6 protein-coding genes are annotated in these 21,107 nt (G+C 64.8%); 3 read left to right on the top strand and 3 right to left on the bottom strand.

Going from position 1 to position 21,107, the window contains the following annotated elements:
* Positions 1–73 precede the first annotated feature (73 nt).
* Complete coding sequence (locus ABWK72_RS06250; RefSeq protein ID WP_367873926.1) at positions 74–4,414, bottom strand: LamG-like jellyroll fold domain-containing protein; 4,341 nt, start codon at positions 4,412–4,414, stop codon at positions 74–76.
* Positions 4,415–5,033: 619 nt separating this feature from the next.
* Here ABWK72_RS06250 and aqpZ point away from each other — a divergent pair.
* A complete protein-coding gene (gene aqpZ / locus ABWK72_RS06245; protein WP_367873925.1) occupies positions 5,034–5,723 on the top strand; it encodes an aquaporin Z in 690 nt (229 codons plus the stop codon).
* Between the two features lie 251 nt (positions 5,724–5,974).
* Here the strand turns inward: aqpZ and ABWK72_RS06240 are convergent, their stop codons facing one another.
* Entirely contained in the window at positions 5,975–8,662 is a 2,688-nt protein-coding gene (locus ABWK72_RS06240; RefSeq protein ID WP_367873924.1) for a PVC-type heme-binding CxxCH protein, read from the bottom strand.
* 712 nt (positions 8,663–9,374) lie between these two features.
* Here ABWK72_RS06240 and ABWK72_RS06235 point away from each other — a divergent pair.
* Entirely contained in the window at positions 9,375–18,236 is an 8,862-nt protein-coding gene (locus ABWK72_RS06235; protein WP_367873923.1) for a hypothetical protein, read from the top strand.
* 272 nt (positions 18,237–18,508) lie between these two features.
* Here ABWK72_RS06235 and ABWK72_RS06230 read toward each other — a convergent pair whose 3' ends face one another.
* Complete coding sequence (locus ABWK72_RS06230; protein ID WP_367873922.1) at positions 18,509–19,144, bottom strand: PEP-CTERM sorting domain-containing protein; 636 nt, start codon at positions 19,142–19,144, stop codon at positions 18,509–18,511.
* Between the two features lie 504 nt (positions 19,145–19,648).
* On the opposite strand from ABWK72_RS06230, the gene asnS reads away from it, so the two are divergent.
* Positions 19,649–21,016: an asparagine--tRNA ligase gene (gene asnS, locus ABWK72_RS06225; protein ID WP_367873921.1), complete on the top strand. Its 1,368-nt coding sequence runs from the start codon at positions 19,649–19,651 to the stop codon at positions 21,014–21,016.
* Positions 21,017–21,107: the final 91 nt, after the last annotated feature.

Genomic DNA, 21,107 nt, shown 5'->3' with positions numbered 1-21,107 from the left:
GCTTCTAAACAAGAAATCCCCGGACGCCTTCCGACGCCCGGGGACTAAAGCTCCATTCACGAACCGAATCCACTCAAGGAGCCGGCGCCACATCCACGCGCAGGAAGCCTTGGCTCGGCAAGCCATCGGAAGCGTCCAGCTTGAAGCTGCGGTATTCATAACCGTCCGGCGCAGGCGCGAGGTTGGTCGTGACCGGATCCACCACGGAGACCGTGCTCTCGAAGCCGTCCAAGTCCGTGCTGCCCTGGATCTTGTAGGTGTATCCGCCAGCGCTGGCCGTCGGCGATGGAGAGCCCTCGAACAAAGGCGTGCCTTCCAGGACCGCGATGGTCAGGAGAAGCCCCTTCGCCGTGCCGGTATCGCTGCTGCCTATGGCGAACGGGAATACCTTCGCGTTGTCCGCAGCGTTGTTCGGCTCCCCGCCAAGTGCGAATTCCATCGCGTTGCTGCTGCCATCGTGGTCCGGATCCGCATCGGCGCCGGTGATGGCCGGATCCGTTTCCCCCGCGAAGTAGCCGCCGATCCAACTCTGGTAGGGTGTGCCCACCGCGGTGATCTCGATGGTGTTGGTGTGATAGACCACCGTGGTCCCCGCCGGAACCGAAGCGAAGGTCCCGATCCGGTTGGCAAAGGTGGCGATGACGTAGGGCAATTGGGTGCCGCCTGCGCCGGGCTTTACCTTGAGCGCCGCCTGGCTGATATCGAGGGTGCCTCCCACCGCGATACTGTCGAATTGGCCGTCCTCAATGTTGATCGCTAGGCTGGAGCCGGTGTTGAAGGTTACATTTCCCTGCACGCTCATCGAGCCGGTGGTCAGACCTGCCTCCGGACCGCCCGGGTCCATCGTCCCGTTCACCTCGACCTCGCCGCCGAGGCTGGAGATGCCGCCGAGCGTGGCGCCGGCATCGACCGTTATCTTGCCAGTCGCGCTGAAATGGTCGCCATTGATCACCAGCGTGCCCTGCTCGATGTCGGTAGGACCTGTGTAGAAGCTGCTCCCGTTCAGGGTCAGCGTGCCGGGGCCGGTCTTCGTGAAGGTGCCCGCGAGGTTCACCGCGAGGGCCGGAGCGCCGAACGTGAGCCCGCTGCCCGCCCCGCCGCCGAGGACGTTCACGGTTGGCTCAACGTCGTAGTTCGTCCCTGGATTCGTGATCGTGATGCTGGTCACCACGCCGTCCGTGAGGTTGGCGATCGCGGTGGCACCCGTCCCGGTCCCGACGATCTCGAGGTACGGAGGGGCTAGGTAGCCCGAGCCGCCGTTGGTGACCGGGATGATCGCCACACCGTTGCCGCCGGGATCGCTGAAACCTTGGGTGGTGCCGATTGCGAAGCCATTGGTATCGATCACCGCGCCTTCGGAATAGACGAGCGCCTCGTCGAGTCCGCCCATGAAGTTCGCCTGGTTCCCGCGCGCCCGGAGCGTGCCGCCGTGGAAGTTGAAGCGGCCGATCCCGGCACCGGTAGTGCCGCCGTTACCTTGCACGATCACCGCCGTGCTGAGCGTGCCGCCTGCCATCAGATTCACCGTGCCATCGCCTTCATTGGCGTTGCCCAAGCCGACGCCCAGGCCGCCGGTCAGGTTGACCGTGCCGCCATCGCGGATGTTCAGCGTGCCGGTGGCTTTTTCACCGACGTTGAGGCGCGCGCCGGCGAGGGTCTGATTGACCACCCCGCCACCACGGACGTCAAGCAGGCCGCGGCTTTTCGGGGCGCCTGCCGCATTTTGGAAGCGTCCGATCGAGGGGACGCCAGCGTTGAAGTTCACCACGGCGTCGCCGAAAACTTCCATGACGCCGGTCCCGTGGGATCCGATCTGGAAGTGGTTGGTGGTATTGAATACCCCGCCGCTCATGCGGTAGGCACCCCACACGTCCTTCGCGTCATTGTTGCCACCGCCGATGTAGCAGTCGGTGCCGCCGCTACGGTCGAGCAGCGTGCCCCCGCTCTGGAGGATCACGCCGGAAGTCCCGATATTCCGGCCGACCACGATGGTGGCGGCGTCCACCGTGCCCGCGCTCAGCCTCATGACGCTGGGGCCTGCAAGCAGATTCCCGATCACGAGTTCGCCGGTGACCAAGGTGTTCGGCTGGTCCGAGACGAGTTCGCCCTCGATGGTGCTGAAGGCCGTCGTGAAGCTTCCTTCGTTCGAGAAGGAGCCGCCGGGGCTCACCAGCAGCGCGCCGGGGGTCCCGGTCAAGTTCACTGTGCCGGTGTTCGTCGCGCGGCCGCTGCCCATCGCATTCAAGTTCCCGGTGCCGCTGATGTTCGCATTGAAGCTGAAAGCATCCGAGCGGTTGAGCGCGAGCGAGGCCTCGGAGTTGATCGTCACCGGACCACTGCCGAGCGTCCCGCTGGTGCCGCCGTCGCCCACCCGGAGCGCGCCGCCGTTGATGGCGATGCTGCCGCCGTAGGCGCTGTTGTCGGCGCTGAGTTGCACCGGACCCGTTCCCGACTTCGCGAGCTTGCCACTGCCGGAAAGAGCGCCGGCAAGGGTCAGGGGAGCGGCCTGGCTGGTGTTCGCGATCTCGGTGTTCGAGCTAAGCAGCAGCGGCGCGGAGATCACGTTGGCGGCGCTGGTGGAGGACTGCGTGAGGCTGGCATTGGCACCGGGGCCGGCATTCAGATCCAGCACGCCACCGGCCCCCGGGGCGAGCGTGAAGGTGTGGCTTCCGTCCGTGTCGCCGAGGTTCAGGTTGCCGACCGTGGCGGTGGTGTTGAGCTCGAGGACCTGGTCGCCGGTGATATTCGACGCAAGGGTGGCGGTCGCACCCGCGGCATCGGGGAAGGACGTGCCGGGGTCCCAGTTGTCCTGGCCGCCCGCGTTGTCGAAGGCATAGGTGCCGCCCTCGGTCGGGGTCCAGGCGAAGGAAGCCGCCGCGCTGGAAGTCAGCGTATCGGGACCGGCGATCGTGTTGCCGCGGATCTCGCTTTCGCTGAGCGTATAGTTGTAGATGCGGAATTCGTCGAAGGTTCCGGCGAAGCCGCTGTCCCCGCCGTATTCGGAGCGGCCGAGCCAGTTGTTCACGTCGCCGATGGTGGTCGGGCCCTGCGTCTCCGGCAGCGTCTCCATCAGGTAGCCTTCGCGGTAGGAGCGCCACTCCTTGAATTCCGGATCATAGACCACCGCGTAGTGGACCCGGGCGGTCAGGTTGGTGGCGTTCTCGGAGGTGCGACCGTTGCCGCCGTTCGAGTAGGTGCCGCCCACACGCTCCAGGCGCATGTGCGGGTTGCCCCCGGCATTCGCATGGAGGGCGATCGATTGCGTGGCGCTGTAGGCCGGGATGTTCCCGGGCGCGTTGATCTCGCCGATGTTGCTCTTGCTGAAGGTGATCATCCGGCTGCCGGACTGGGTCGAAGTCTGGGCGACCCAGGTCTCGAAGCTCACGCGCTGCTTGCTCGAGATCAGGCCGTTCGGCAGGTCGACATAGGGGGAAAAGGGAGGGGCGCTATTGACCCCGCCCGGAAGGGTGACACCGCTGCCGGTGAGGACGGCACCCGTGCCGCGGATCACGGCGCTCAGACCGCCGATGCTATCGACGACGATCGAGCCATCCGCCGCGGGACCTGCGGCTTCGCTAAAGGACCAGCGGTGCAGCGGTGGACGCGACAAGTCCGCGGTGGTGATGCCGGGGTGCTCAGGTGCCTCGAAATCGTAGTTATTCTTCACGTTCTCCTCTGTCAGCACACCGCTGTGCACGCGGACCTTGCTGATCGCTCCGGAGAACTGGACTCCGCGACCGGCATCGGCTCCGTCGGTATTCCGCTCGGTGCCGATGTAAATGTTGTAGCCGTCCTTAGCGTCGAGGCTCACGACCTCGCTGGCATTCGGCACGCCGTCCACGTAGATGCGCTGGGTGGTGCCATCATAGGTGACCGTGATGAGATGCCATTGGCCGACGGCAGGCCCGCCCGCGTGAGGCGCGGCGAAGCCCATGTCCGGCCCGCCCCAGTGGCCCACGGCTCCCGAATTGCCGGCGCTGCCATAGCGGAATGCCGCGTGGCTTCCGTTCGGCGTGCCTCGCGCGGCCCAGGAGATGACCGCTTCCTCGGGGCGGGTGTGGCCTTGATATACCCAGTACTCCACCGAATGCGTGGCATTCAGGCCGTGCAGTGCGGCGGTGGTGCTCGGCCCGGTCAGGAAGTCCCCGTCGCCATCCAGCACCACAGCCTTCCTGCCCGCGACCGTCTGCAACTGCGGCGTGCCGTTCGCCAGTGTTTTGGTGAAGCTGCCCGGGATTCCCGTTGTCTGCGTGTGCTGCGGCCACGTGGCGTCGGAGGCGCGGTAGTCGAGGGCGTCCAGATCGATGAGCAGCGAACCGGCGGTAATGAGGTCGGCAGTCGCAGGGGCGCTGAAGCAGGCGGTGAGGAATGCGGCGCGCACGATGGTGGCGCGAACGGAGTAAGGGGATTTCATGGTTGGTATCGATTCGGGGATCCGCCGCCGATGGGATCGGCAACGGTTCCTGGAAAGGGCGCGACGCTAGGAGCGAGCTTTCCAAACTCAATGGGTATCCCCTGGCCGCCGTGTGAAACATTTGACACAACAAACGAGTTTCCAAATGCCTCGAGGGTCCTCTTGCGATGCTGAATCTGCGCTTTCCGACATGCTTGGAGGCTGGATCTGCGCGATCCGGAAACGCAGCTGAATGATTGGTCCTAAGCCGCTTAACCCCGGAGTGATCCGAGGTCCGGAGAGAGCTTGACCGGCTCGGGTCCCTGCCCGGACGAGGGGATACTGCCCGAACCGGTCCGCAATGGCAGGCGGCCGGTGGGTCCGGATCCGCAAGATTGGAAGGGCATCTGGCGACCGCTCATCCGCCCATAGGACTGAGCGGGACTACTTTCCCAACCGGACGTTCCTGAGGCGTTTCCCATTTCGAAACCATGACGGTTTCCTAACAGAAAGGACTCTCGATTCTCCTTGTCCGCATTTTTTCGGAATGCTATTGGCTGCGACTGTGGCAGAAGCTCGGTGAACCGGACGCTGCCGCTACTGCTGCCCGCCCGCCAACACATCAACACCAGTTATCATCATGAAATCGTATGCTGCGGAGTTTTTCGGGACCTTCTGGCTTGTTCTGGGCGGATGCGGCAGTGCCGTGCTGGCCTGCGCCTACCCCGATCATGGAATCGGCTTCGTGGGAGTCGCACTGGCCTTCGGCCTCACCGTTCTAACCATGGCCTACGCCATCGGGCACATTTCGGGCTGCCATCTCAATCCCGCGGTGTCCGTGGGCCTGTGGCTGGGCGGGCGCTTCCCGTCGTCGAAGCTGCTGCCCTACATCGGCGCGCAGGTCGCGGGCGGTATCGCCGGTGCGGGGATTCTCTATCTGATCGCCTCCGGGAAGGCGGGCTTCGAAGTGACCAAGGGATTCGCTTCGAATGGCTACGCCGCGAACTCGCCGGACAAGTATAATCTGATGTCCTGCTTCGTGACCGAGGTGGTCATGACGATGATGTTCCTGCTGATCATTCTGGGTGCCACCGACAAGCGCGCGCCGCAGGGCTTCGCTCCGCTCGCCATCGGCCTCGGCCTGACCCTGATTCACCTCATCAGCATCCCGGTGACAAACACTTCGGTGAACCCGGCGCGCAGCACCGCGGTGGCCGTGTTTGCAGGCGGCGCGAGCTTGACGCAATTGTGGCTGTTCTGGGTTGCGCCGATCATCGGCGGGGCGCTCGGAGCTTTTGTCTACAAGTTCATCGCGGAGGAGAAGAAGTAGGGTTTTTGCCCGAACGGTGATCAAAGGTCCGCGAGGCGTGGCAAGTAGTCCCGCCTTCAGGCGGACGAAGCCACCGTTGAAGCCTAACTTCTGCTAGATTCGTCCGTTCAAACGCGCGCTAGGGACCCTTCGTCCGCCTGAAGGCGGGACTCCTTACCCTTGAACTCGCAGCGCCAACATCACTACGCGATCCAGCTAACAAAAACCCCGGCGCGGCGAATGCCGGCCGGGGTTCGTCCGAGCCTATCGGATCACTTGTAGGTCTTCAACCACTCCACGGCGTCCGCCACGTCCTGGGCAGTCATGCCGAGCTGATCCGCGTTGAGCATCATCGAACGGCCGGCGTCGCGCATGCCTTGGATCTTGCTCTTGGGGACCATCTGGGTGCGGCCCCCTTGGGAAGTGATCACCACCGGATCGCCATGGGAACCGACGATGCCGTCGATCCAGCGGTTGTCCTTGAGGTTGATGGCCGTGCCATCGAAGCCATGCGCGATTTCCGCGGAGGGATCGACGATCGCGCGAATGGCATTTTCCGCACCTTGGCGGGACACCCAGCCCTTGAGTTCGGGTCCGTAGGCGGCACCGGCACCCTCGATCTGGTGGCACATCACGCAGCGCGAGGCAACTACCTTGCCCTTCGCCGCATCGCCCTTGAGTTTCGCCACATCTTCGGTGCTGAAGTTGGTCTTGTCCGGCTTGAGGGGGAAGATCATTTCCTCAAGTTGGACCTTGTCGGGATCGTAGATGCCGCGCTTCTTGAGCTCATCGCCCAAGCCGAACTTCGCCCACGCGCCGGTGCCGCGCATGAAAAGCCAGCTGATCGCCGAGCCCTTGGCCGCCGAGTCCGGGCCGCCCGCGACCTCGAAGAGCGCCTCCGCGGCCCCCTTGTCATCGATGAAGGATAGCGACTCGCAGGCGAAGATGCGGGCATCCGGGCTGAGCGTGGTGTCCATCGCGCGGGCCTTCAGGTCTGCGATCGCGGCGCTCGGCCACAAGCGCCACGTGAGCTTGGCGAAGGCGTCGTTCCAAGTCGCAGGCGCACCCGGCGAGAGGGCGGCCTTCATCGCGGTCCAGACGGCGTTTTCCTGATTCTCCGCGCCGAGGCCGATCGACTCGATGTAGTTCTTGTCCTTGCCATCCCAACCCTTGGCGACCATGATCAGGATCGGCGCGGACTTCTCCGCAGGCAGGCCGCGCATCGAAAGCGCGACATCGCGGCGGACTGCGGCCACCGGATCGCTGGCCAGCTTTTCCGCGATCGGCAGGATGTCCTTGCCCGCCCGCTTGAGGGCACGGTAGGCGACCAGGCGCTGGCGGGTGTCCGATGAAGTCAGGAGGCCCTTGCACGCTTCCTCGCCCTTGGGGCCCAGATTCGCGAGCAGCCAGATGCCGCGCGCGGCGATCCATGGATCCTTGTCCTTGGTCACGGCCTGGGCTGCATCGAGCGCGGCATCGCCCTTCGCCTTCAAGCCTTCGAAGCCGGTCCAGCGGACGTTGACCGCCGGGCTCTTGAGCGCTGCGACACAGCCTTCGGTGGTGGCGAGATCGATCTTCGGGTTGACCGGCTTGAAGCCCTTCGGCGCGATCCGGTAGATGGTGCCCGAGCAGGACTCGTCCTGGTCGCCGTGGCCACCCACGCGCGGGTCGAACCAGTCGGTCACGTAGACCGCGCCATCGGCACCCACCGCCACATCGGAAGGGCGGAAGAGCATGGGATTGCCCTGCGCGCGCGACTCCTCTTTCTTCACCCCGCCGGTGAAGTCCGCGCCGTCGAATTCACCGGTCGTGTTGCTGGTCATCCAGTCCGTGCGATCCATCTTGTAGGTCGCGCCTTCCGGTTGCGGCTGATAGCCGAAGACCACGTTGCGCGCGGCCTCGCAGCTCAGCAGCGTGCCGGCGTTCTTGGCACCCAGCGCGCCGTTCTCGTAGAACACGATCCCGGTCGGCGAGCCACCGCCGTAGACATCTCCGACGTCGAATGTGCCGGGATCATCCTGCCTCCAGTGGACGCGCTCCCACTTCTGGTTCGCACGCTGCACGGTCTTGTAGAATTTGCCCTCGCGGGTAAAGTAACCGGCCGAGCCATACTCCAGCACGTAGGAAGTGCGGCAGGCCGGCGGGTCGTCGTTGTCGTTCTGGAAAAGATCGCCGAGCGAGGTGGTGCAGTGCTCGAAGCTATTGCGGTAGCCGTGGCCGATGATCTCGGCATTCGTGCCGTCCGGGTTCATCCGCGCGGAGAAGCCCGCGGTCCACATGAAGCCGTCGTCACTCTTCTTGCCGGCCATTTCGCGGGAGTTGATGAACCACTCGCCGCCGCCGTCCTTGTAGTAGTCGCCGCCCATCCGGAAGGTCTTGCCGGACTTGTCGGTGAATTCCGCGCCGCAGTTGCCGTTGTTGAAGTACCACTTGCCGTCCGGACCGCCGGTCACGGAGTGCAGGGAGTGGTCGTGGTTGCGGGCGTTGAAGCCGGTGAGAAGGACCTCGCGCTTGTCCACCGCGGGGTCGAAAACCAGGTTGCGGTCGACGTCCGTGTACTTGATCAGGTCCGGCGGTTGCGAGACGATTACCACGTTGTCGAAGACACCCACGCCCAGTGGTGCCACCAGGCCCTTCTCCTGCACGAAGGTGTGCGACTTGTCGGCCTTGCCGTCGCCATTCGTATCCTGCAGCACCGCGATCCGGTCCCCATCGGGCCGGCGACCGTTGTGGCCGCGGTAGTTCACCCCCTCCGCCACCCAGATCCGACCGGCGGCGTCGATGTCCATGTTGGTCGGGTTGAAAAGGTCGGGAGTGGAGGCCCACACGGTGACTTCAAGGCCGTCGGGCACTTGGAAATGGGTCGGGGCTACCTTGTCGGCGGGTTTCGGGGCTTTCCATTCCTCTGCCATCACGGGCGTGAGGCAGGCGAGGAGGAGCAGGGATGCACGGGTTTTCATGTGGTGGAGGCGGACAATACGGGTTCGGCGGTCATTTCCTACCCGGAATCTTGAGTAGGTGGGATTCTTGGGGCGTTGCTCCGGATTCCGCCGGATTTTTGGGGTTCGGGCAAGCGCGGGTGCTGTCCCCCCGGAGGGACGGCGTGCCATCGGAAAGTGCCGGTAGAGGAGGGGATCCGACGGATTCTTTCCGGGGGGGAGGGCAAAATGCGAACGCCCGACGCCGGACGGTCGATGGTGAAAGGAAAGGCAGGAGGCCGGGACAAGTGACCGGGATCGTGATGCGCCTGCCTCGCTTCAAAGAACGGCAACACCGTTCCCTCCTATAGCCCAAGGTTGCTGCGACGCAGGAGCGGCTACCTTGGGAGGGGGCCATCACATCCACCAACCCCGCAAGGGTTGCCTCGGGCCCGACCAAGCGGGAATTCCCCGTGACGACTGGCTCGAGGCAACCTCTGCACGGTTGTTGGGAGGCTGTTAGGTGAGCGTGAGATGCATCTCTAACACGCCCTATCGAGCACCTCGGAGATCGCACGCCCGCGTTACCACTTTCGGTGGCATGGGATCGTCTTTGGTGGCTTCCAGCCGCGGTTTCCCACTAATCCGCCAAGAAATCCGCACCCCGTCCGATAAACCGGATGAAACCATATCCGGCAGCTCCCGCAAACGCCAGATGATCTAACAACCGGATTCCTGCCTCCCTCTCCCGATCATGAAACACCTTGTCTTCTCCCTCCTCGGACTGCCGCTGTGCCTGCACGCGGCGAGCGATGTGACCATCTCCACCGCGTCGACAACCGGTGGTGCCTTAAGCGGCTCGAACCCGGAGCTCTTCTCGCCCACCCACGCGAATGCCAACCTCAATGTGACCACCCTGCAGACCGAGCTGAACCTCGGCACCGGTATCACGGTCAACACCGCCAGTGGCTTCAATGCCCTTGGCAACATCACGGTGAGCGCCAACATTTCCAAGACTGTCGGCGCTTCCAGCCCGCTGGTCTTGAGCGCGGTCAATGACCTGAGCCTCGGCGGCTCGATCTCCGCTTCCGGCGGGTCCCTGCCGCTGACCTTCAACGCAGGCCGGAACATCACCAGCAGCCAGTCGATCGCGACGAACAACGGAGCGGTGCTGCTGGCCCCCACCGGAGAGTTCACCATCGGCGGCGGCTTGAATGCCGGAACAGGCACGATCACCTTGCAAAGCGGTGTGCTACGCTCGGCGAGTTCGCAGACGATCACCACCAGCGCCTTCAGCGTTGGCCCGGCCGCGGCGTTGCGATTGCAGGGCACGGTCGCAGGCCCCTTGAACGTGGCCGGCAGCATTTCGCCGGCCGCACCGGGAGTCACGGGTTCGCTGCAGGTGAACGGTGCGCTGACCTTGCAAGCGGCATCTACGACGAACATCGAAATTGGCGGCACCTCCGTCGGCAGCACCTACGACAAGATCACCGCCACCGGCGCGGTCAGCGTCGCGGGCACGCTGCAGGTCGAGCTGGTGAACAACTTCCACGACACGATCGCAGGCACCACCGCCTTCACCATCCTGCAAGGCGGTGCCCTCACCGGCACCTTCAGCGGCTATCCGAACGGCTCCCGCTACACGCTTGCGAACGACCGCGGGTCCTTCCGCGTGAACTACACCGGAACCGCCGTCATTCTCGACGACTGGCAACCGGTGGTCACCACGTTGACATGGGACCCGGGCACCGCGGAAACCGGCACCGCAGTCTTCTCCAACTCGAACACCCGAGCCGGCCGCCACTACTTCAAGGTCACCACCCAATCGAGCGACATCGGCGGCTGGCGGACCCGTCTCACCATGAGCTCCGGCGAGGCCGCGCTCTACTTTTCCAAGACCGCCCTGCCCACCGTCGCCAGCAGCACCCACAGCTCGGTGCAGACCGGCTCCGACGGCCTGGTGCTGCGCGATGACCAGTTCGCCGCGAACGAGGAGTGGAACCTGATGGTCTATTCCACCGAAGGCGCGCAGTGGAGCCTCGTCAGCGGTAAGCCCTACGTCCACGACCTAGGTCCGCTGCCCTTCACCGATGCGAACTCGAACGGCCAATACGACATCGGAGAAGCGGTGACTGCGCAGAACGCTCCCGCCGCGCCGATGCCGCCGGAAGGCATCCGCTTCTACAAGTCCTCCATCCCCTCCGGCACACCGGCATGGAGCATGTGGCTCGGCGGCAGTAACCGCGAGATCGCCCTGCGCTCCAACAAGCTGCCCTTCCACAACAACGCTACCCAATACACCCGCAAGCAGGCCGGGCAGATGCTGCTGGTCCCGCCGGTCCTCGGCGCGGGCACCACCACCTGGTTCGCCAGCGTCCTCGCGCCTCAGGGCGAAGTCATCGGCCTCGACTCGCGGATCCAGACGGTGAGCGATCTCCCCTACAACGGCAGCATCAACAACGTCGGGGTCACCGCCGCGCCCTATCGCGTCTATCGTGTGCAGGTGCCGGTCGATCAGATCGCTTGGGACATCCAGGCCACTGCCGTCGCTGGCAATCCCGATATCGCCGTACGCAAGGGCAGCGTGCCCGCGGAGTTCGACAACGAGGCATTCTCCTCCACTCCCGGCAGCGCCACCGAAGCGATCACGCTGGTCCCGAATTACCTCACCGATGGCACCTGGTACATCACCGTTTGGGGCAATGCTTCCTACACCTTCAGCCTGAAGAACGGTGATCCGCTGATCACCCCGCTGTCCTTCACCGATCTCAAGGTCAACGACCAGACCGCCCGCTCCGGTTGGCGCTTCTACGCCCTCACCGATATCCCCGCCCAGGTCGGCGCGCTCGGTTGGGAATTGCAGCTCGCCAACCAGGTTCCCGGCACCCAGATCGCCCTGCGTCGCAACAAGGTCCCCGGCCGCTGGCAGAAACGCGCGGACGGCAGCACCACGGTGGCCGACACCGCTGCGACCTACATGGATGAGAACAGCACCAACGGCTTCATCCAGCGCTTCAACCATCAGGCGGACGTGTGGTATGTCGGCATCTTCGCCGCCCAGCAACCGCTCGGCGCCTTCACCCTTGACGTGCATCCGATCACCCCGCCGACGCTCGGCTTGGAAAGCACCACCCAGATCACCGGCCTCGACGCGCTGAAGTGGCGCTACTACCGCATGGACATCGGCGCGGACCAGCAGGGCTGGGACCTGCGCTTGAAAAACGCGACAGGCGGCAATTGCACGCTGCTCGTGCGCCGCGACCTGCTGCCCTTTAACACCGGAACCAACAACGGCAGCAGCAGCAGTTGGGGCCCATCCTCTGACCCATCCTGGCCCTCCGGCTACCAATGGGCCGGCGGCGGCGATTGGACCGGCCGCGACTACGACACCATCACCACCCCGCGCCGCATCATCGATGACCGGATCATCGCCGCCGCGGGCCGGCCGCTGGTGCCGGGCACCTACTACATCGGCATCTACAACGGCGGCACCGACCCGATCTCTAACACCACCGGCCAGCCGGCATCGCTCACCCTCGAGAGCCGCGGGATCGGCAGCGGTCTCGCGATTTCGGTCGACTCCCTGTCCTTCACGCCGGGCAGCAGCGTCACGGTCAACAATCTCCCGCCGCGCGAGGCGGCCTACTACAAGGTCACCGTTCCCGAAGGCACGCCGAGTTGGGAATTCACCCTCACGCCAACTGCCGGTGAAGTCTCGATGGTCGTTCGCCGCGGCACGGTCCCGGACTTGAGTGCGGCCTACAATGGCAACGTTCAGGAAGTCTCGAACACCGTCAGCCGCGAAATGAAGGCACAAAGGACCGGCTCCGAGCGCTACCTGCTGCTGCCGGATAACAACCAGCCCGCCATCACCGCGGGGGACTACTACATCGCCGTGGTCAGCGAGGGCCTGAACCCGCCCGCAAGCAATGTCGTCGGCAGCGCGCCAAGCAGCGCCACCCTGACGAATCTCGGCCCGCTCGCGATCCAGGACCTCGGCACGGCCAGCGCCGCTGGCATCATGCAGCAGGTCAGCCTCAGCGGCGCGCAGGTGAAGGCATACCAATTCACCGTCCCCGCCGGGACCTCCAGTCTGGAGGTGCGCCTCGACAACCGCATCGGCAATCCGATGATGGCGCTGATCTCAGGCGCACGGATTCCTTACCCCGATGCCAGCGCTCTCGACTACGGCACCGGCGGCGGGCAATCCACCCCGCCCGCTGGAGGCGTGGCCCGCGTCACCGAAGACAATCTCCTCAACATCGCCAACCCGGCGGCAGGCATCTACACCCTAACCGTCCGCGCGGACGAACTCGGCACCAACACTTATCCCGACGCGAGCGCCGGGCTGGTGGTGTTGGCGAATTCACCGGTGCCCTTGGCTTTCGACGCAGGCACGGCGAGCGTGACCAACCAGGCTCCCACCGCGTGGCGCTACTTCCAGGTCACGGTCCCGGAGGGCATCATGGGCTGGGACATCCGCCTCAAGAATATCACTGCCGGCAATCCGCAGATGGTGGTCCGCCGCGATCAATTGCCGTCGTCGGTCAATACCAGCAACGGTGCCTCCAGCTCCTGGAATTCCTCCGCCGATACCACCTGGCCCTCCGGCTACCAGTGGGGCGGCGGGGCCGACTGGAGTTCACGCGTCTACGATGTTCCTAGTGGCCCGCGCCGCCCCGCAGGTGACCGCGTCTTCGCCGCGACCGGCCGCCCGCTGGTGCCCGGCACCTACATCGTCGGCGTCTTGAACCAAGGTGTGGACCCCGTCACCGGCACCGCCAATACTCCGGCCTCCTACAGCATCGAGAGCCGCGGCGTCGGTGCCGGCCAGGCGATCCCGATCGCCGATCTGCCCTTCGCGATCGGCGGCAGCGTCACCGCGACCAACCTCGTCTCGCGCGAGGCCGCTTACTACAAGATCACCATCCCGCCGAATACCCCGCGCTGGGAATTCACCCTCAGCCCCACCGTGGGCGAAGCAATGATGGTGCTGCGCCGCGGCTACCTGCCCGACTTCAATGGTGCCGATGACACCAACCTCCAAGCCACCGAGGGCAGCCGCGAAGTCGAGCTGCAGAAGACCGGCGGGGAGCGCTATCAACTGCTGCCGCTCAACGATCAGGACTTCATCGTCGCGGGCGATTACTACCTCGCCGTGATCGGTGAGGGCGTGAATCCCCCCGCGTCGAATGTGATCGGCACGGGCACCAGCACCGCCACCTTCACCATTCTTGATCCGACCCCGGTGCTCGATCTCGGCACGATCGGCACGACCGCCACCACCCGGGCGGTCGCGCTCGCCGGAGCCCAGGTGAAGACCTACCGCTTCACCGTCCCCGCCGGCGCCGCGAGCCTGGAGGTGAATCTGGAAAACAAGCTGGGGAATCCCCAGTTCGCCTTCATGTCCGGCACCCGCATCCCCCAGCCGGACGGCTCTTCGCAGGACTACGGCATCGGCGGTGGCCAGACCACGGCTCCCGCGGGTGGCCTCGCCCGCCAGGCCGGCAGCACCCTGACCACAATCACCACTCCGCCGGCCGGCACCTACACGCTGACCATGCGGGCGGATGAGCAGGGGACCAATCTCTGGCCCGACTCCTCGGCAAACCTCGTCATCAAGACCAATGCGCCCGAGGACCTGCCGCTCGCTGGTGGCAGCACCGCCGTGACCAACCATGCCTCCGCCGCGTGGAAATACTTCCGCGTCGTTGTTCCCGCAGGCATCGCCGGTTGGGACCTGCGCCTGAAGAATATCAGCGGCGGCGATCCACAGATGGTCCTGCGCCGCGACCTTATCCCGGCAGGCCTCAATACCAGCAATGGCGCTTCGTCCTCTTGGGATGCCTCCGCCTCGACCACCTGGCCCTCGGGCTATCAATGGGGCGGCGGCAAGGATTGGACCGACCGCAGCTATGACACCACCGCCGCGGCGAAGCGCGATATCAACGACCGAATCGTCATGGCGATGGGCCGCCCCTTGGAGCCGGGCACCTACTACCTCGGCATCTTGAACAGCGGCAGCGATCCGATCAACGGCACCAGCGGCCAGGCATCTAACTACACCATCGAGAGCCGCTTCATCGGCGAGGGCAAGGCCATCCCGATCGGCACGCTCGGCTTCGTCGCGGGCAGCACCGTGAACATCGACAATCTCGTGCCGCGGGAAGCTGCTTACTTCAAGGTGACCGTGCCGCAGAATGTCCCGAACTGGGAGTTCTCCCTCACGCCGGCCTCCGGCGAGGCACTGGTCGCCGTGCGCCGCGGCTATCTTCCCGATTTCAATGCGGCTGCCGCTGGCGTGCTGCAGGACATCGCGAGCAGTCGTCAAGCCAAGGTGCAGAAGGCCGGCGCGGAGCGTTACCTGCTGCTCCCGCCGAACAATGAGAACATCATCGTCGCGGGCGACTACTATCTCGCCGTGGTGGCGGAGGGCGTGAATCCTCCCAACAGCAGCACCATCGGCACGGGCACCAGCAGCAGCGCGCTTGCCAGCCACGGCAGCGTGGCCATCGTCCAGCTTGGCACCGCCAGCCTCGCCCCGATCAGCCAAGCCGTGAGCCTCGCCGGAGCGCAGGTGAAGGGCTACCAATTCACCGTCCCGGAAGGTGTCGTCAGCCTCGAAGTGCAGCTCAACAACCGCACCGGCAACCCGCGCATGGCGCTCATCTCCGGCGACCGCCTGCCTTTCCCGGACAATTCCGCGAACGAGTTCGCCATCGGCGGCGGCCAATCGGCGGCACCCGCTGGCGGCACCGCGCGGATCCTCGCCGACTCGCTGATCACGCTCCCGAATCCGCCCGCGGGCACCTACAGCCTGACCCTCCGCGCCGATGACCTCTCAAGCGCGTATCCCGACGCCACCGCGAATCTCGTGATCGTCGCCAAGCCGCGCACCGTTCTGAACTTCGCCTCCAGCCTCAATGGCAACGGCTTCTCGCACAGCGACACCAAGCAGCTCGGCGACGCCCAGAAGCAGTTCTACGAGATCGCCGTCCCCGCCACCCTCGCCGGCCAACCGGTGCTCGGCTGGCTGGTGAAGGTGAATCACGCCCAGGGTGATACCTCGCTGAAGATCTACAAGCAATGGGGCAATACCGCGGGCGGCATCTCCATCACCGGCAATACGGCGCTCATCGTACCGCCCTTCCTCACCTTCAATGAGACCTGGTTCATCGAAGTCACCGCCGCCGGCCTGACCAGCTATACCATCACCAGCCAGCCCCTCCTGTTAGAGCGACCGGCATGGCAGATGCCCGCAGGCCACAATTTCACCTTCGGCGATAGCGGCAACGACAGCTCCGGCACTCCGCTGCCCGGCGACCGCGGCGTCGATATCGGCCAAGACGACTGGCAGGTCTACGCCATCGACGTCCCCGCCGGAAACTCCGGCCTGCTCCGGACCGAACTCCGCGCAATCAGCGGCAACCCCGATCTCTACATCCGCGAGGATGGCGTGCCGACCACCGATCACGATGCCAATGGCGGCGTCAGCGGCGGCGAGTCCCTGGTCCACCGCGAGATGAAGGACAACGGCTCCGAATACGGCAACTGGGTCCCGCTCAATGGCCAGTTCGAACGCCAGCTCCGTCCCGGCCGCTGGTTCCTCGGCGTGAAAGCCGCCGGGGCCAGCAATGCCCGCTACCGCCTGATCGTCTCGACCGGCCAGGTCACCGATCTCGACCTCACCGGCGCGAGCGTCACCAACCAGACCCTCATCGGCCGCGATTGGCGCTACTACCGCTTCACCGTCCCCGCCGATGCCCCCGCCACCTGGAACCTCGGCTTCACCCAGCAAGTCGGCGATGTGGTGATGTGGCTCCGCGATACCGTCCCGCCCGGCCAGAACAGCGTCACCGGATCCTCCAGCTCGAACATCGAGTCCTGGTCCCGCGACAAGAAGAACCAGGGCCCCTACGAGACCGCCGGTCACGATGCGCCCGCGAGCTATCCCTTCAGCACCCCGCCGCTGCGCCCCGGCCACACCTACTACGCCGGCTTCCGCGCCGCCGCTGATGCCACCTTCAGCCTCACCAGCGCGGTCACCGGCAGCGCTCCTACTGCAATTCCAGTAGCATTCTACGGCGGCACCATCGATGCCAGCATCCCCGCCGGTGCCAGCGCATACTATAAGATCGCCGCGCCCGCCGATGGCACCCGTCTGAAATGGACATCGACCCACCCCGCCACCGTGCAGATCCGCGTGGAGCAGGGGACCTTCCCCGGCGCGACCGGCACCCAGCACTTCAACAGCAGCAGCGCGAATAGCACCTTCAACCAAGCCCTCGCCACGACCACCTGGCCCTGGCAGCCCTCGCAGACCTACTACCTGCGCATCGTCAACAGCGGTGCTACCGCCGCCACCGTCCAAGTCACCATCGCCGGCCAGAACGCCGGCACCGAGGACGAGGACAGCGACGGCCTGCTCGATGCCTGGGAGAAGACCTACTTCAACAATAGTATCAGCACCTACAACGGCACCCACGACCCCGATCTCGACGGCGTGATCAACTCCGTCGAGTTCGCCGATGGCACGATCCCGAACGACATCAATTCCGCGAAGTACTTCCTCACCGTGAATGCGAACTTCGGCAGCGTCGCCAGGTCGCCGGATCTGCCGAAGTACGGCCGCGGCACCAGCGTGACCCTTACCGCCACTCCGAATGCCGGCCTGATCTTCACCGGCTGGACCGGCGGCGCGAGCGGCACGACCAACCCGCTCCAGTTCGCGATCACGGCGAACAAGAACATCACCGCCAGCTTCGGCACCAGCCTGCCCGTCGCACTCGATACGCCCCTCGCCATCGCCACCGGCGGCGATGGCATCTGGACCGGCCAGATCGTCACCACCTCCGACGGCACCGATGCCGCGCAGAGCGCTCCCATCACCCACAGCCAGCAGACCTGGATGGAAACCACCGTCAGCGGCCCCGGCGAGATCGGATTCAACTGGAAGGTCTCCTCGCAAGGCGGCGACTTCCTCGAGTTCTACATCGATGGCGTGCTCAAGCCCGGCCGCATCAGTGGCAATGTCGATTGGACGCCCAAGTCCTACACCGTCGATCCCGGCCAGCACATCCTGCGCTGGCGCTACGTGAAGGACGGCAGCGGCAGCACCGGCTCCGATGCCGCTTGGGTGGATCGCGTTTCATGGATGCCATCGGGCGGCTACAACCAATGGCTCTCCGAGCACTTCACCGCGCAGGAGATCGGCATTCCCGCCATCGTCGGCCAGGACGCCGATCCCGATCACGACGGCCTCTCGAACGCCATCGAATACGCCTTCGGCACCGGACCTAGCGAGGGCGGGACGGATCTCGCGCTAGCCCGCGTCACCCCGGAAATCGTGCAACTCGGCGGCAAGAACCGGCTCCGCCTGCGCTTCACCCTTCCCGCAAACTTGCCGCCGGATGTGCACTACGAAGTCGAAGTCTCGGATGATCTCGACCAGTGGGACACCATCACGGACATGCAGGGCTCCACGCCTTGGGGCGCGGGTGCCTCATCCTCCATCGGCGCTCCCATTAACGGTCGCCGCGAGCACATCATCACCGACGATGCCACCGCGGCCCCCGCCGGGAAGCGCTTCGGACGGGTGCGTGCGACGGTGGAATAGAGGTGTGACGCGAAGCGCGAAGGGATGGGACACTCCTGTCCCTCCCTTCGCGGCTTTTCGGCAAGACGTTCTAAGCCCCGGAGATCCGCTGGTCCGGTTCTTAGCGCTGGAGGCGCGTTGGACCTTAGCCGGTGATGAAACCACCGGTAATCGTGGGACACGAATGCCGCCCCGGAGGGCCGGTGGAAATGCGCTTCTCATCCCCACGTGCCCGCCGGACATCCGCCGTCCCGGGAATCCAGGGATCAGTCCGGCCACGACGTGACGCTTGCTTAGCGCGCGGCCCGGCGGCGGCGCATTCCCATCAGCGCCACCCCGCCCAGCGCCAGCAGGCTGCTCGAAGGCTCGGGAACCGGCACCACCGCGTTCAGTCCGAGCAGCGAAAAAGACTCATTCACGAACCCGCCTGCACCATCGGAGGTAAGGTTCAGATTGGTAAGTTCGATGCCCTTGATCGCGAGAGGGCCGGAGTAGATGCCTGCAATGCCAACGGTCTGCAGCGATACGAATTGCTTCGTGTCCTTGTCGATCCGCTTCACGCCGGTTTGCGCGGCGATCGACACCTGATCGGAGTAGCTGCCGTCCGAGAGCAAGAAGCGGATGTCGAAGCTGGATCCGCTGGGCGAGGGATGGAGGCGGACCGTGGAGGTCACCTGGATCACGCCGGTCCCGTCATTGAAGAATGCCGTGTCCCAGGTCAGGGTCAGCGTCTCGTTTGCTGCCAGGGTCACCCCCGACCATCCGGTGACGTTCGTCTGGTCCGTGATGGCCGCGGGATCCGCCGCGATGTGGCTCGTGGGAGTGGCCAGAACCCCGTCCACCCAGAGGATTGCCCCCTTGGATGAAGTGGCGGTCAGGAGGCAGGAAGCGGTGGCAAGCAGGAGCAGGCGGGCAGGTGAATCTTTCATCGGGAACGGGTGGGATTCCGTCCCTTGAGATAAACTAACAAATGTTAGAATGTCTCGAGGAGCGGGCGGCAGTAGATGTAGCTATCGCGTTGAAACAACCGATTCAATAAGAAAAGCCGTAAAATTGCGGAACCTTGATCATGGCAGATCCTTGATTTTATTCCATATTTCCGGGAAAAAGAGAAAGTTATACCGTTTAAATGCCATGTGTTTAAAAATTATAACATAATGGTCCTGAGCGAATCCATGGCCATGGCCACATTCCCGTGATGCTTCCCGGACGGCTCTTCCCCTGGGAGCGCGGAGCCACCGGCCCGCAGAATGGTCCCCAACTGCCGTGGGCACCGAAAGAGAAGGCAGCCAAGCGGCGGCGCTCTCCACTCCCACCACCCCATGGCTCCGCCCGAGGCTCCCGCAGTCCATGGCGGCGCGCGGCTTTCATTCACAAGATCCGCTGAACCCTTGCCCCTTGCACCCCCGCACCCCTCTGGCTAGACCATCCCCATGCGCAGCCTGATCCGCGATCTGCTCCACGCCACCGCTCCCGCCGACTCCATCCAGGCCGCCGGCTGGGTCCGCACCCGCCGTGACTCGAAGGCCTTCTCCTTCCTCGAGATCAACGACGGCTCCTGCACGGGCAATCTCCAGGTCATCGCCGATGCCGGCATCCCCGGCTCCGAGCATCTCACGAAGATGGCCACCGGTGCTTCCGTCACGGTGGAGGGCAAGCTCGTCGCCTCCCAGGGCGGCCAGCAGCCATGGGAAGTCCAGGCCACCTCCATCCGTCTGTTAGGCGAGGCCCCCGACGACTTCCCGCTCCAGAAAAAGGGCCACTCCACCGAGTTCCTGCGCGGCATCGCCCACCTCCGGCCCCGCACCAATCTCTACGGCGCCATGTTCCGCGTCCGCAGCCGCATGAGCCACGCCGTCCACCGCTTCTTCGCGGAGCGCGGCTTCTACCACATCCACACCCCGATCATCACCGCCAGCGATTGCGAAGGGGCAGGGGAGATGTTCCGCGTCACCACCCTCGATCCCACCGAAGCCAAGGCCAAGTCCTACGCCGATGACTTCTTCGGCAAGGCCGCGCACCTCACCGTCTCCGGCCAGTTGGAGGGCGAACTCTTCGCCTGCGCCCTCGGCAATATCTACACCTTCGGCCCCACCTTCCGCGCCGAGAACTCGAACACCTCCCGCCACGCCGCGGAGTTCTGGATGATCGAGCCCGAGATGGCCTTCTGCGATCTCCAGGGCGACATGGACCTCGCCGAGGCGATGGTGAAATACCTTGTTAGAGAAGCCCTCGACCATCAGGACGGCGACCTCTCGATCTTCGAGAAATTCGTCGACAAGACCCTCCGCGAGCGCCTCGAATTCGTCGCGGAGAATTCCTTCGAGCGCATCTCCTACACCGAGGCCGTGGAGATCCTCAAGAAGTCCGGCAAGACCTTCGAGTACCCCGTCGAATACGGCCTCAATCTCCAGAGCGAGCACGAGCGCTGGCTCACCGAGGAGCACTTCAAGAAGCCCACCACCGTCTTCAATTACCCGAAGGAGATCAAACCCTTCTACATGCGCCTGAACGACGACGACAAAACCGTCACCGCCATGGACTTGTTAGTTCCCGGCATCGGCGAGATCGTCGGCGGCAGCCAGCGTGAGGAGCGCCTCGATGTCCTCCTCGCGAACATGCAGCGCCACGGTCTCAGCACCGGGGACTACTCCTGGTACATCGATACCCGCAAATACGGCACCGTCCCCCACGCCGGCTTCGGCATGGGCTTCGAGCGCATGCTGATGTTCGTCACCGGCATGCAGAACATCCGCGACGTCATCCCCTTCGCCCGCACCCCGGGCCACTGCGAGTTTTGAGGATGCAATGGCGGCGGCTCTTCGCCCTGCAAGGGCGGCCGTTGAAAGCCCCGGGTGAAACCCGGGGTTTTGGTTCCGCCATGAACGTGCC

It is taken from the genome of Luteolibacter sp. Populi (assembly GCF_040801775.1).
GTDB lineage: Bacteria > Verrucomicrobiota > Verrucomicrobiia > Verrucomicrobiales > Akkermansiaceae > Haloferula.
Note: the sequence above shows the minus strand (reverse complement) of the source record. Positions and strands in the feature narration are given on the sequence as shown.